This window comes from Microbispora siamensis (assembly GCF_016863095.1).
Classification (GTDB): Bacteria; Actinomycetota; Actinomycetes; order Streptosporangiales; family Streptosporangiaceae; genus Microbispora; species Microbispora siamensis.
The window spans coordinates 56516-69932 of record NZ_BOOF01000054.1; the positions used below are offsets into that span (position 1 = coordinate 56516).

General features: G+C 72.6%; 13 protein-coding genes. 6 read left to right on the forward strand and 7 right to left on the reverse strand.

Annotated features, from left to right (window positions below):
• Nucleotides 1-119: 119 nt before the first annotated feature.
• From cobT to Msi02_RS36295, 3 genes are all read right to left on the reverse strand, one after another.
• Entirely contained in the window at nt 120-1205 is a 1086-nt protein-coding gene (gene cobT / locus Msi02_RS36285; RefSeq protein ID WP_204052327.1) for a nicotinate-nucleotide--dimethylbenzimidazole phosphoribosyltransferase, read from the reverse strand.
• Between the two features lie 22 nt (nt 1206-1227).
• Nucleotides 1228-2421 (reverse strand): sirohydrochlorin chelatase, encoded by a 1194-nt coding sequence (locus Msi02_RS36290; RefSeq protein WP_204052328.1) that lies wholly within the window; start codon nt 2419-2421, stop codon nt 1228-1230.
• 218 nt (nt 2422-2639) lie between these two features.
• Entirely contained in the window at nt 2640-3728 is a 1089-nt protein-coding gene (locus Msi02_RS36295) for a GNAT family N-acetyltransferase (protein WP_079314657.1), read from the reverse strand.
• A gap of 134 nt (nt 3729-3862) precedes the next feature.
• Here Msi02_RS36295 and Msi02_RS36300 point away from each other — a divergent pair, with 134 nt between their 5' ends.
• Together Msi02_RS36300 and Msi02_RS36305 are read left to right on the forward strand one after the other, a co-directional pair.
• A complete protein-coding gene (locus tag Msi02_RS36300) occupies nt 3863-4282 on the forward strand; it encodes a DUF2795 domain-containing protein (RefSeq protein ID WP_079314658.1) in 420 nt (139 codons plus the stop codon).
• Between the two features lie 10 nt (nt 4283-4292).
• Entirely contained in the window at nt 4293-5366 is a 1074-nt protein-coding gene (locus Msi02_RS36305) for a baeRF2 domain-containing protein (protein WP_204052329.1), read from the forward strand.
• Between the two features lie 9 nt (nt 5367-5375).
• Here Msi02_RS36305 and Msi02_RS36310 read toward each other — a convergent pair whose 3' ends face one another.
• The 3 genes from Msi02_RS36310 to Msi02_RS36320 are packed head-to-tail and all read right to left on the reverse strand — an operon-like array spanning nt 5376 to nt 8139.
• On the reverse strand, nt 5376-5987 hold the full coding sequence (locus tag Msi02_RS36310; protein WP_204052330.1) for a LutC/YkgG family protein: 612 nt from the start codon (nt 5985-5987) through the stop codon (nt 5376-5378).
• The gene (locus tag Msi02_RS36315; protein ID WP_204052331.1) at nt 5984-7399 is read right to left on the reverse strand and encodes a lactate utilization protein B; all 1416 of its coding nucleotides are present in this window, start codon (nt 7397-7399) and stop codon (nt 5984-5986) included. The genes Msi02_RS36310 and Msi02_RS36315 overlap by 4 nt, the downstream gene beginning before the upstream one ends.
• Nucleotides 7396-8139 (reverse strand): (Fe-S)-binding protein, encoded by a 744-nt coding sequence (locus tag Msi02_RS36320; protein ID WP_204052332.1) that lies wholly within the window; start codon nt 8137-8139, stop codon nt 7396-7398. Before Msi02_RS36320 ends, Msi02_RS36315 begins: the two co-directional genes overlap by 4 nt.
• A 91-nt stretch (nt 8140-8230) precedes the next feature.
• Here Msi02_RS36320 and Msi02_RS36325 point away from each other — a divergent pair, with 91 nt between their 5' ends.
• Together Msi02_RS36325 and Msi02_RS36330 are read left to right on the forward strand one after the other, a co-directional pair.
• Nucleotides 8231-8959, forward strand: a complete 729-nt coding sequence (locus Msi02_RS36325; protein WP_204052333.1) for a FadR/GntR family transcriptional regulator — start codon at nt 8231-8233, stop codon at nt 8957-8959.
• 20 nt (nt 8960-8979) lie between these two features.
• Nucleotides 8980-9993 (forward strand): LLM class F420-dependent oxidoreductase, encoded by a 1014-nt coding sequence (locus tag Msi02_RS36330; protein WP_079314662.1) that lies wholly within the window; start codon nt 8980-8982, stop codon nt 9991-9993.
• Here the strand turns inward: Msi02_RS36330 and Msi02_RS36335 are convergent.
• Nucleotides 9962-10672: a CTP synthase C-terminal region-related (seleno)protein gene (locus Msi02_RS36335; RefSeq protein ID WP_239109069.1), complete on the reverse strand. Its 711-nt coding sequence runs from the start codon at nt 10670-10672 to the stop codon at nt 9962-9964. The two genes, Msi02_RS36330 and Msi02_RS36335, sit on opposite strands and share 32 nt — an antisense overlap.
• 75 nt (nt 10673-10747) lie before the next feature.
• Here Msi02_RS36335 and Msi02_RS36340 point away from each other — a divergent pair, with 75 nt between their 5' ends.
• Nucleotides 10748-11590, forward strand: a complete 843-nt coding sequence (locus Msi02_RS36340) for a LysR family transcriptional regulator (RefSeq protein WP_204052335.1) — start codon at nt 10748-10750, stop codon at nt 11588-11590.
• 256 nt (nt 11591-11846) lie between these two features.
• Nucleotides 11847-13417, forward strand: a 1571-nt coding sequence (locus tag Msi02_RS36345; protein ID WP_204052336.1) for an SGNH/GDSL hydrolase family protein, incomplete at its 3' end; no start/stop codon positions are given.

A 13417-nucleotide genomic window follows, 5' to 3' on the forward strand; every position in this document is an offset into this window, starting at 1 on the left:
CTCCCTATTGCGTCAAGCGTGCATTGTTAGGAGGCAAACCTACCCGCTGGGCTCGGGCGACATTCACAGGATGAGACTTGTGAGTCCACGGGGCGGTCGCCCGCGGGCCCGCGCGGAGCTCACTCGCCCTTGTCCGCCACACCCGCGGAGTCGAAGGTGGCGACCTCGTGCATGACCCGCGCCGCCGCGCTGACCAGAGGGTGGGCGAGCAGCCCGCCGGTTCCCTCCCCGAGGCGCAGCCGCAGGTCGACGAGCGGGTCGAGGCCCAGGTGGGCCAGCGCCGCCGCGTGGCCGGGCTCGGCCGAGCGGTGCCCGGCCAGGCAGTAGCCGATCGCGTCGGGTGCGAGCGCGCCGGCCACCAGGGCCGCCGCTCCGGCGATCACCCCGTCGAGGATGACGGGCACCCGGGCCGCGGCGGCGCCGAGCACGAAACCGGCGATCGCCGCGTGCTCCAGGCCGCCGACCGCCGCGAGCACGCGCAGCGCCTCGTCGGGCCCGCCGGGTACGGCTCCCGCCTCGGTGATCCCGTTGGCCCGCAGGCCCTGCCGTACGATCTCGATCTTGTGCTCGTAGGTGGCGTCGTCGACGCCGGTCCCCCGCCCGGTGACCCCGGCGGCGGGCCTTCCGGTGAAGGCGCAGATCAGGGCGGCCGACGCGGTGGTGTTCGCGATGCCCATGTCGCCGGTGACCAGGCAGCGCCCGCCCGCGTCCACCAGGTCGCGGGCGACCTCGATCCCTGCCGTCAGGGCGGCGATGACCTGCTCCCGCGTCATCGCGGGCCCCTGCGACAGGTCGGCCGTGCCGTACGCGACCTTGCGGTCGAGCAGCCGGGGCGCGGGCGGCAGGTCGGCCGCGACACCCACGTCCACCACGGTCACCGACGCGCCCACCTCGGCGGCGAAGGCGTTGGCGACCGCTCCTCCCGCTGTGAAGTTGGCCACCATCTGCGCGGTGACCTCCTGCGGCCAGGGGCTCACTCCCTGCGCGTGCACGCCGTGGTCGGCGGCGAAGATCGCCAGGGCGGCCGGGACCGGAAGCGGCGGCGGGCAGGTCCCGGCGATGCCGGCGAGCCGCACCGCGACGTCCTCGAGCACCCCGAGCGAGCCGCTCGGCTTGGTGAGCCTGTCCTGGTGGGCCCTGGCCTCCGCCATGGGACCGGGCTCGACCGGGCGGATGGCGCCGATCGTCTCGCCGAGGGACGTCATGCTCTCTCCTTCTGCGCGGCGTCTACACCGCGCTGGCGACTCCGGGCTGGGCGAGCGGCCCGTCCGGCGCATCGCCGCGGGGCTCCTCCCCCGCCTCGCCGCGGCCGGTCACGCCGATCATGCTATCGGCCTCGATCTCGCCGTCCGTCTCCGGTTCCGGCGTCTCGGCGTCGAGCGTCTCCACGTCGAAGGCGTCCAGGTCGAGCGGTTCCAGCTCCAGGGGCACGGAGTCCAGCGGTTCAGAGTCCAGCGGCCCGGAGCTCGGCGGCTCGGCGCCGGCGTCCCTGGTCGTGTTCAGGCGCGGGGCGATGGCGGTCACGAGCCCGGCCCCGGTCTCGGCGTCCGGCGTACGTCCGGCGGGGAACGGCCGGGTCACCGGCAGCAGCGTGGACGGGCGGCGCGCCGCCGCCGAGGACTGACCACCCCCGGCGAGCGCCTCCTCGTACCTGTCGATCACCACGTCGGCGAGGCCCTCGCAGTCGCCGATCACCTCGGCGCAGCGGATGTCGAGGCCCTCGTGGTTGGCGCCGTACGCCAGCGCCTGCGCCCAGATGCGTTCGAGGACTCCGCCGGCGAACAGGACGTACGGCAGGACGATGACGCGCTTGGCGCCGAGCCTGCGGCATCGCTCCAGGCCGCCCGGCACGCCGGGGCGAGTGTGCGACACGTAGGCGGTCTCCACGGTCAGCAGGTCGGCGGCGTGGGTCTCCCAGAACAGCCGCGAGACCCGGTGGACCTCGGCGTTGACGGCGGGGTCGGTGGAGCCGTGCCCGACCAGGACGACCGCGGTCTCGCCGGGACCGATCTCGGCGGGCGGCTCGTCGGTCACGAACCGCGGCATCTCCGCACGGGCGTCGGCGAGCCGCTCCGCGAGCAGCTTGAGCACGCGCGGGTCGGGCCCGAGGGGGCGGCCGAGGTCGTATTCGAGCGTGGGGTGCCGCTCCTGCTCCAGGGCCATGGTGCCGGGGATGTCCCCGAGCGCGCGCCGGTCGCCGGTCAGGCTGAGCGGCACCGCGATCAGATGGTGGTGCCCCCGGGCCACGAGAGAGGCGATGGAGTCGCCGAGCGGGGGGCGGGCGTTCGTGATGAAGCCGCCGCTCACCTCGGCGGGAAGCCCGTCGAGGCGGCAGCGAAGGCGGTGAACGAACCTGCCGAACTCGGCGACGCCGGTCTCATCGTGGCTGCCGTGGCCGATGAGCAGCAGCGGCGGTTTCATCTGGCTGATCTCCCCTGCAGTTGACCTGCGTGTCGTTCACAATCCCCGCTCCCGTCCGGGCCGGCGCCGCCCGTGTGCATGCCGGGGCGGGGTCTCCCGCTTCAGGGACGCGCGCTCACCGGCCGGCGGGAGGCTCACGGCTGGCGAGGATAGCCTTCCGGCCCTCAATCATGGTGGTCGCTTGACCGATGGGCACAGCGACTAGGGGGATTCTTTACCTATTGCCATGAAATTTCCCCGTTGAGCATGCCGAACAGGACGGCGTCGGCCCAGCCCCCCGGGACCGGCAGCGCCTGCCGCATGATGCCCTCCTCGATGAACCCGGCCTTCCTGGCGACCGCCTGACTCGCGCGGTTGCCCGTCGCGACCAGCAGGTGGACCCGGTGGAAGCCGAGGTCGAACAGGTAGGCCGTGGCCAGTTGCGTGGCCTCCACCGCGTACCCCCTGCGGCGGGCCCACGGCGCGATCCAGTACCCCAGTTCGGCGTCCCCACGCTCGTGGTCCTCGCGCTGCACGCCGATGGCTCCGGCGAGCCGCTCCCCGTCCTTCGGCTGTATCGCGAAGTTGCCACCATAGCCGGGGCCGTTCGCGTGCGCGAGCCGGGTGCACCACTCAAGCGCGCGCTCCAGCGTGTACCCCTCGGCCCACGGCATCCAGCGGGCGATCTCGGGATCGCCCTTGACCGCGTCGACGACGTCGAAGGCGTCCTGCCGGGCGAACGGCCGCAGCACGAGCCGCTCGCTCTCGATCCTGCGGCGCGGGACCGACCGCTCGTCGCCGCGCAGGCGGCCGAAAACCACCAGGTCGTGCGGGCCGTCGTCCTCGAATCCCGCGCCGCGGAGCAGTCCCTCGCGGGTGAAGCCGGCCTTCTCCGCGACCCTGATCGAGGCGAGGTTGTCGGCGTTGGCCCGCAGTTCGATCCGCCTCAACGGGCCCTCCCGGAGCAGGCGGCCGACGAGCCCGCGGACCGCCTCGGTCGCGTATCCGCGGCGGCGGTAGGCGGGATGCACGCCGTATCCCACCTCCGCGGTGCCCGCGCCCCACTGGGCCTTGAAGACGCTGATCGACCCGACCACGCCGTCCCGCGCGTGCATCGCGAGGTGGATGCCCTGGCCCGAGCGCCACAGCTCGTGCACGCCGTACGACAGCCACTGCGCGATGCCGGACGCGTGCCCGGGCGCGCCCGGCGGCAGCGCGGTGGGATGCGCGCCGTCCTCGATGATGGCCCGCACCTGGCCCGCGTCCCCGGGGCCGAACGGCCGCAGGATCAGCCGTTCGGTGTTGATCGTCAGCCGCTCGTCGAACAATGCGTCACTCCGTCACATAAGCGGATTTTTCGCCCGCCGCAGATTATGTGGGACACGGCCTCACCGCTCTCGATGTTTGGGGCAGGCGGTCCGGGTACGAGGCACGTCAGTGACCCTAATCGGGAGGTGAGGTCATGAGTATCCAACGCGGCAGCGCCAAGCACGGCCGCCGGCTCGACGAGCAGCAGAAGCACGAGACGCAAGGCCTCGTGCAGGGCGCCGGGAGCAGCCGGGCCGAGGAGTGGCGCGAGCCCGAGCCGACGCAGCAGCCCGAGGAGGACATGTCGCCGCCGCGCCGGCAGCCGCCCGGCCGCGAACCCGGGACGCCGCTCGGCATCACCCCCGCCGACGTGGAGCGGCGCAGCCACCTCGCCACCTGGCTCAGCGACGCCGGTTTCCCCGCCGACCCGGCCAAACTGCTCGCCCACGCGGAACGCAAGAACGCCCCCGACGCCGTGATCGACGCCGTACGGCGGCTGCCCGAGATGAGGTTCCACAACATCGGGGAGGTGGCGGAGGCACTCGGGCTCGGAGTGGAACGGCAGCGCTGGTAGGAGGGGCCCGGTGAGACTGGACTTCATTCGCGGGCTGTACGAGCGGGGCGGCCCGTACGCCTCGGTATACGTGGACACCGACCGGTCGTCCGAGGGCGCGGCCAACGTGATCCAGCGGCGGTGGGCCCAGCTCAGGGAGCGGCTCGCCGAGGAAGGGGCGCCGGCCTCGGCCCTCGACCCGATAAACGAGCTGATGCTCGATCCCGTGTGGGCCGCGCCCGGCCGCGCCGCCTTCGCCAGGGAGGGCGAGGTCGTGCTCACCGAGCCGCTCGCCCACCGGCCGCGCCGGCAGACCGCGCGGTGGTCGCCGCTCCCCCACGTGGTGCCGCTGCTCGCGCAGCGCGGCGAGCACGTCCCGCACGTCGAGGTGCTGGCCGACCGGGCCGGAGGCGACGTCGCCGTCGTGGCCGACGGACAGCGGCGCGAGCTGACCGTGGAGGTGGCGGACCCGGACCGGCCGCTACAGAAGACCGGCCAGGGCGGCTGGTCGCAGGCCAACTTCGACCGGGAGGTCGAGGAGGGCTGGCGCCGCAACGCCGTGGCCCTCGCCGAGGTCGTGGAGAAGGAGGCCCACGGCATCGGCGCGGAGGTCGTGGTGCTGGCCGGCGATCCCAAGGCCCGCGCGCTCGTGACCGACTACCTCGCCAAGGACGTCGTACGGCGGCTGACGGTGGCCGAGCACGGCAGCCGCGCCCCGGGCGCCGACCTGGACCACTTCCGGCAGGAGGTCGAAGGGGCCTGCCGGGCCTGGACCGATCGGCGCTGCGAGGAGCTGCTGAACACGTACGCGTCCGGCAACGCCGTGGCGGGCCTGACGGAGACGGCACGCGCGCTCCGCGACCGGCGGGTGGGCACGGTGCTGATGCACGACGACCCGTCCTCCACGGCCATGATGTGGATCGGGCCCGAGCCCACGCAGTTGTCCACCGACCCCGCGGAGCTGGCCGCCTGGGGGGTCGAGGAGCCCATGCGGGAACGCGCGGACGCCGCCCTCGCGCGGGCGGTGGCCGCGACCGACGCCGAGCTGTGGTTCGTCCCGCGCCTCGAGTCACCCGACGGCATCGGTGCGCTGCTGCGCTTCTGATCCGGAGGCTCAGGTCACGATCAGCACTTCCAGCGTGCGGGGGCCGTGGACGCCCTCGACCCGGTTCAGCTCGATGTCGCTGGTCGCCGAGGGCCCGCTGATCCAGGTCAGGGGCCGCGCGGGGGCGAGCAGGGCGACGGCGTCCGGCACCCCCGCGACGACCTGGGCGGCCCGCACCACGCACAGGTGGTAGTCGGGCACCAGCGTGAGCGCCCGGCGGCCCTGGCCCGGCCCGGCGTCGAGCACGATCGTTCCGGTCTCGGCGATCGCGACCGCGCAGGTGGTGAGCACGCCGTCCACGGCGTCCAGGTCGGCGGCGCTCAGCGGCGGGTCGTCGGCGACCGCCTCCACGTCCGCGGCGGCGAGCCATGGCGCGGGGAACCCGGCGGGCACGACGACCCGCCGCGCCCCGCGCCCGGCGAGAGACAGTGCGACGCGCTCGGCCACGCCCGCCTCGTCCACGACGTGGACCATGGCGCGGTAGTCGCGGACCCGCTCCTCGAACAGGCGGATCTCGCCCGGCGTCTGGGAGGGCCCGCGGTAGGCGCGGGTGATCTCGACGTCGGGCACGCCCGCCAGGGCGCGGCGGACCCGGGCGAGGATCAGGTCGCGGGAGCTCATCGACGGCCTCCGTCCGTGCGGTCCCACCAGTCGCGGAACGATTCGCGGGGCACCTCGGGGAGGTCCCTGGTGTCGGTCCATCCGCCGAGTGGCCCCGGCAGCCTGCGGGGCACGAGACGGCGCAGCCGTCCCCCGGCCCGTTGCAGGCGCGCCAGCCGTCCCGACCGCTCGAACACCCATCCGGCCGCCGCCATCCCCGCGCGTTCCGGCCAGGGGTGGCGGGCCCGGGCCCGCAGGTCCACCAGTACGGACGGGATGTCGATGGCCACCGGGCAGACCTCGTAGCAGGCGCCGCACAGCGAGGAGGCGTACGGCAGCGAGCGGTCGAGTTCGGACTCCATGCCGCGAAGTTGCGGCGTCAGGATCGCGCCGATCGGCCCGGGATAGACCGACCCGTACGCGTGGCCGCCCGCCCGTTCGTACACGGGACAGACGTTGAGGCAGGCCGAGCAGCGGATGCAGCGCAGCGCCTGCCGCCCCACCTCGTCGGCGAGCACGCCGGTGCGGCCGTTGTCGAGCAGCACGAGGTGGAACTCCTGGCCCTCGGCGGCGCCGGTCCACGTCGAGGTGTAGGGGTTCATCCGCTCCCCGGTGGAGCTGCGGGGCAGCAGTTGCAGGAAGACCTCCAGGTCGCGCCAGGTCGGCAGCACCTTCTCTATGCCGACCACGCTGATCAGCGTGCGCGGCAGCGTGAGGCACATGCGGCCGTTGCCCTCGGACTCCAGCACGACCATGGTGCCGGTCTCGGCGATCGCGAAGTTGGCCCCGGAGATCGCCACCTTGGTCTTCAGGAAGCGCTCGCGCAGGTGGAGCCGCGCCGCCTCGGCCAGCGCCGCGGGGTCGTCGGTCAGGTCCTCGGGGGCGGGCCGGCCCCAGCCGGACATGTGCTCGGCGAAGATCTCCCGGATCTCCGCGCGGTTGCGGTGGATCGCCGGGACGAGGATGTGCGAGGGCCGGTCGTCGCCCAGTTGCACGATGAGCTCGGCGAGGTCGGTCTCGTAGGCGGTGATGCCGTGCTCCAGCAGCGCCTCGTTGAGGCCGATCTCCTGGGTGGCCATCGACTTGACCTTGACGACCTCGGTCTCGCCCGTGGCCTTCACCAGCCCGGCGACGATCCGGTTGGCCTCGGCGCCGTCGGCGGCCCAGTGGACGCGGCCTCCGGCCGCCGTGACGGCCTCCTCCAACTGGATCAGGTATCTGTCCAGGTTGCGGAGCGTGTGCTCCTTGATCGCCCGGCCGGCCTCGCGCAGCTCGGCCCAGTCGGGCGCCTCCGCGACGACGCTCGCCCGCCTGGCCCGGATCGTTCTGGTCGCCTTGCGCAGGTTGAACCGCAGTTGCGAGTCCCGTACGGCTCTCGCGGCGTTGCGGGGGAAGGGCCGGGTCGCCGGCATGCCGAGGAAGGTGACGCTCATCGGACCCCCGCCGTCTCGGCCGAGCAGAGGATCTCGGCCAGGTGCATCACCCGTACGCCCGACTTCTGCCGGCCGAGCATGCCGCCGATGTGCATCAGGCACGAGTTGTCGGCCGCGCACAGCACCTCGGCGCCGGTGTCGAGGACGGCCCGCACCTTGTCGGCGCACATCGCCGCCGACACGTCGGCGTTCTTCAGCGCGAAGGTGCCGCCGAAGCCGCAGCACTCCTCCGCGCCCGGCAGCGGCACCAGTTCGATCCCCCTGACCTGGCGTAACAGCGTCAGTGGGCGGTCGCCCAGGTGGATGCCGCGCAGCGAGTGGCAGGTCGGGTGGTAGGTGACCCGGTGCGGGAAGTAGGCCCCCACGTCGGTCACTCCCAGCACGTCGACCAGGAACTCGGTCAGCTCGTACGTCCTGGGCACGACCTGAGCCACCGCGTCCGCGAAGGGCGTCACCCCGGACGACCCCGCCAGCTTGGGGTACTGCTCGCGGATCATGGCCGCGCACGAGCCCGAGGGGACGACGACCGCGTCGTAGCCGCGCAGCGCCGCCACGCTGCGCCGGGCCAGCCGTACGGCCTCGTCCCGGTAGCCGGTGTTGGCGTGCATCTGGCCGCAGCAGGTCTGGGCGCGGGGGAAGTCGGCCTCCACGCCGAGGCGGCGCAGCAGGCGCACGACCGCCCGCCCGGTGTCCGGGAAGAGCGTGTCGTTGACGCAGGTGACGAACAGGGCTACCCGCACATGCCCTCCCGGCGTGTATGGTCAGACCAAATATGGTCAGACCATACATCCTGGTTCGCCCCCGGCGACACCGGCATCGCGAGGAGCCGTATTGACCACCGACGAACGCCGGCGTCCGGACGCCCGCCCGCGCGCCTTCGAGGAGGTGCTCGCCCGCATCGAGGAGCGGATCGCGGCCGACGGCCTGACCGTGGGCGACCGCCTGCCGGGCGAACGGCAGCTCGCCGAGCAGCTCGGCGTCGGCCGGTCGTCGGTCAGGGAGGCGCTGCGCGTGCTGGAGACCCTCGGGGTGGTCGCGTCGCAGGCCGGCCGGGGCCCGGACGCCGGGGCGGTGCTCACCTCCCGCCCGGGAAACGCGCTCACCGACCTGCTCCGGCTGCACCTCGGCCTCGCGACGCTCTCGATGCGCGAGGTGATCGACACCCGGCTGATGATCGAGCAGTGGGCCGCGGCCCGGGCGGCGGCGGCTCCCGCAGGGACGGCTTCCACGCGGACGGCGACGGCGCGGATGGCGGAGGCGATCGCGGCCATGGACGCCGCCCGCGACCCCGCCGAGTTCGTCGAGCACGACATCGCGTTCCACCTTGCCCTCGCGGAGGCGGCGGGCAACCGGCTGATCGTGGCGGTCATGCGGGCGCTGCGCGACGCCCTGCGCCGCTACGCCGTGGACGCGGTCGTACGGCTCGGCGACACCGGCGGCCTCCAGGACGACCACCGGCGCATCCACCGGGCGATCGTGGACGGCGACGCCGAGGCTGCGGCTGCCGCGGTCGCCGACCACCTCGCACGTGCCTATCCGGACTCTGGCCCGGATGCTTAGAACGTGTTCTAATCGCCCGTGTGGCCGATGATCTGAGACTCGGGCTGAACCTCGGGTACTGGCAGCGGAACGCCGACGACGCGACCGAGGTCGTGCGGACCGCCGAGCGGCTGGGATACGAGTCGGTGTGGACCGCCGAGGCGTACGGCAGCGACGCGTTCACCCCGCTGGCCTGGTACGGCGCCAGGACGAGCCGCATCAAGCTCGGCACCAGCGTCGCCCAGTTGTCCGCCCGGCCGCCGGTGACGACCGCGATGACGGCGATGACGCTCGACCACCTGACCGGCGGGCGGCTGCTGCTCGGCGTCGGCGCCTCGGGCCCGCAGGTCGTCGAGGGCTGGTACGGCCAGCCGTTCGCCGCGCCGCTCGCCCGCACCCGCGAGTACGTCGAGATCATGCGCAGGGTGTGGCGGCGGGAGGAGCCGGTAACGAACCCCGGCCCGCACTATCCGCTGCCGCTGCCCGGCGGCCTCGGCAAGCCGCTCAAGCTGATCACTCATCCGCTGCGGCCGGACATCCCCGTCTACCTGGGGGCGGAGGGCCCGAAGAACGTCGCGCTCGCCGCCGAGATCGGGCAGGGCTGGCTGCCGCTGTTCGCCTTCCCCGAGAAGATCGACGCGATGTACGGCGACGCGTTGGCCGGCGCGAAACCGGGGTTCGACGTCGCCGCCATGGTCATGGTGGTCGTCACCGACGACCTGCGGGCCGCGCTCGACGGCGTGAAGATGATGCTGACGCTCTACATCGGCGGCATGGGGGCCAAGACCCGCAACTTCCACGCCGACATCATCGGCCGGATGGGCTACGCCGAGCAGGCCCGCCGCATCCAGGAGCTGTACCTGGCCGGCCGCCGCGACGAGGCGTTCGCCGCCATCCCCGACGAGCTGGCCGACGGCATCGCGCTCCTCGGGCCGCTCGGCCGCATCCGGGAGCGGCTGGAGCTGTGGCGCCGCAGCCCGGTCACCACGCTGCTCGTCATGGGCCCCCGCGACGAGCCCACGCTCAGAGCCGTACGGGATCTGGTCCTCGGCTGAGCGCGGCCCGGTCGGCGGCAGCGGTGGAGAACGCGCGTACGAGCGGATGCGGCTGGCGCTCGGCCAGCTCGGGCTGGAACAGCGTGACCAGATAGAAGGGGTGGCCGGGCAGCTCGGCCACCCGTGTCTCCCCCTCCTCGTCGTGGCCGGTGAAGCGCAGGCCGCGGGCCGCCAGGGTCTCCAGATAGGCGGGATCGGGGCCGTAGGAGCAGAAGTACCGCTCCACGGTCCGGTCGGCGCCGACGATCCGCTCGGCGAGCGAGCCGGGGACGAGCCGCACCGCCGCCTCGTGCCCGGCGAGGGAGCAGGCGAGCTGCCTGATCAGCGGGTTGGGGGCGTCCGGGTCGTTCTCCGCGTGGCTCACGCTCAGCCCGCACACGTGGCGGGCGTACTCCAGCAGCGCGTGCTGGAAGCCGGCGCAGGTGCCGAGCAGCGGGATCGCGTTCTCCCTGGCGGTCCTGGCTGCCGTGATCGCGCCCTGCTCGCTGCGGTAGGGGCTGCCGGGCAGGATCCAGACGCCGTCGAATCCGCCGAGATCGCCGACCTCGTCGGTCCTGATCCAGTAGGCGTCCAGGTTCAGCCCCTCACGCTCGCGCAGCGCGTCGAGGATGAGCGGGATGCGGGTGTGGGAGCGGACGGCGGGTGACCGGTCGCCCACCAGCGCTATGCGGGGTCTCATGACCTCCATGCTGGCGACGTGCGAAGTTAATGACAAATGATGATTTCTGGGGTCTGCATAAGCGATGCTGATGTCGTGGACCCTCATCTGCTGCGCACGTTCGTGACCGTGGTCGCCGAGGGGTCGTTCTCGGCCGCCGCGGACCGGCTCGGCTACACCCAGCCCGCGGTGTCCCAGCAGATCGCCGCGCTTGAGGCCGACCTCGGGGTGCCGCTGCTCACCCGCCGCCCCGTACGGCCGACCCGGGCGGGCGAGCGCCTGCTGGAGCACGCGGGACCGCTCCTGCTGCGGCTGCGGGCGGCGCGGGCGGACGTGGCGCGACTGGCCGCGCAGCCGCGGACCCTCACCGTCGCCGCAGGCCCGCTCGCCCTCACGGCGGGTACGACGGCGGCGCTGGCCGGGGTGACGACGCTGCGCATCGCGGGCGCGGCGGCGGCCGTGGCGCTGGTGGCCTCGGGCGAGGCCGACCTCGCGCTGGCCGACGGTCCGGCCGCGCCCTCCGACCCGCTGAACCTCCCCGACGCGGGGCCGCTCACCACCGTCGGCGTACGGGAGGAGGAGCTGGTCGTCGTGCTGCCGGAGGGGCATCCGCTGGCGGGCCGGGCCGGCCTGCGACTGGACGACCTGGCCGACGCCCTGTGGGTGGACGCCCCGGAGGTGATGCCGCTCGACCGCCTGCGCGCCGTGGCACGCCTCGAAGGGCTGCGGCCCGGCATCCGTTACGAGGGCCACGACCCGGCCGTCGCGGCGCGCCTGGCCGCGGCCGGGCACGGCCTGACCCTGCTGCCGGCGTCCGCCGCGCCGTGCGGGGTGCGGGTGCCGCTGGTCGCGCCGAGGATCGTCCACCGGGTCGAACTCGTGCACGCGGCCCTCCCGCCCGGCCCCGCCGCCGAGGTCGTCCGCGCGCTCATGTCCTGAGCCCTCCAGACCGCCGACCGGCAAGACGGGATGCCGCCGCTGACGAGCCGAGGTTTGGGCGACTTATGTCAGACGGAGTTCACCCCGTGGTCGTTCAGCGCATGATCACCATCAGTTGAACAGCGATACCTTTCCGCGGGTGGCAATTGTTCTGGTACAGCCACAGTTACCCATCCCCGCCGGATACTCCTCTTATAGGTGGAATATGTATCGAGTGCATGGATTGACATTATCGTACCGTCATGTCCTGATTTCCATGCTGTCCATCGTGGTGGCCACCGCGATGGTGGTCTCCCTCGCTCCCGTCACTCCGGCGCGAGCGGCGGCCCGGGACCTCACCATCACACTCAACGCCTCCGACCTCGGCGTGAACCCTTCCGTCCTTCGGGACATGGTCCCGGAGATGCAGGCGGAAATCAGAGAGCACGGCGGACTGGGCGACACGCTCAAGGAGGCGGTCGCGGACAGCCCGACCCCCGTGAGCCCCACCGTCGACACCTCGGTGTGGCCGAATTTCAGCGGCACGGTGAACGTGACCCCCAACGGCGCCGGCCTGGTCCTCACCATCCCGGCCGCGGAGATAACCACCTCCAGCTTCTGGCAGCAGGTCGCCACCACGGCGATCGCCTGGGTCGTCGGATACGGGCTCAGGATGCTGTGCATCGCGTCCTTCACAGCCAGTGGGGTGCTCGCCGCGACCATCCCGCTGATCTGCACCCCCCTTCAAACCACCGTCACCGGCATCATGGCGGCGCTCGTGTCGCACGCGTTCGCGGGGGACCTGGGCACCCCTGAGGCGACCAGGGACATCATCATCGCCGGGATACTCGGACTGGCCGGGGGCTACATCTGGGAGAGATACCTCTCTCCGTGGGCGAAGGCCAATCTCGCCGATGCCATCAAGAGGGCCGGCACCTGGATCAGGTCCCAGGTGCCCTGGGTCGACTCCTGGTTCGGAGGCGTGGTCGCCGAGAGGGTGGAGCAGCTCGGCTGGCGGTTCCAGGAGCTGGAAGACCTCATCGCCGAAGAGACGGCGGCATGGGCCGGGGTTTCCTCGAATCTTCAGCGGAATCTGCGGATCATGGCGTTGGGCGACTCGATCACGTACGGCGCGGGCAGTTCGAACGGAGGCGGTTACCGGCCGACTCTCAGCACCATGTTGAGAGAAGACGGGGCCACCGTCACGTTCGTCGGCTCACAGCACTCGGGCCCGGCGCCCGACGCCCACGAGGGACACTCCGGCTGGACGATCTCCCAGATCGCCGGCATCACGGACTCGGCGATGGCCACGTATCGGCCCAACGTGGTGCTGCTGCACATCGGCACCAACGACATGAACAACAACGACAACCCGGACGGCGCGCCGGCCAGGCTCGGCAGCCTCATCGACCAGATCTTCCGGGCCGACCCCAAGGTGACCCTCCTGGTCTCGACCATCGTCCCGTCCAACTGGGGGCCGACCCAGGAGCGGATCCTGCGGTTCAACAAGGCGATCCGGTCGGAGATAGGGGCGCGTTGGGTCGCCGGCAAGCACGTCTACATGGTCAACATGAACCCGGTGACGCTCACCGATCTGGCCGACCTCCTGCACCCCAACGACTCCGGCTACCTGAAGATGGCGGCATTGTTCTACCGCGGTCTGGTAGACGTGGGGCGGGCCGGATGGATAGCGGCATCCGACGGCGGGACCCCGGCCGGCGGCCCCGTCAGGGGCTGGTTCCCCCAGAACACGATCGCGTCCGGGACCTTCGGCGGAGCCACCAGCAGGGTCGTCTACGCCGACATCGACGGCGACGGCAGGGCCGACTACCTCCAGGTCAACTCCAA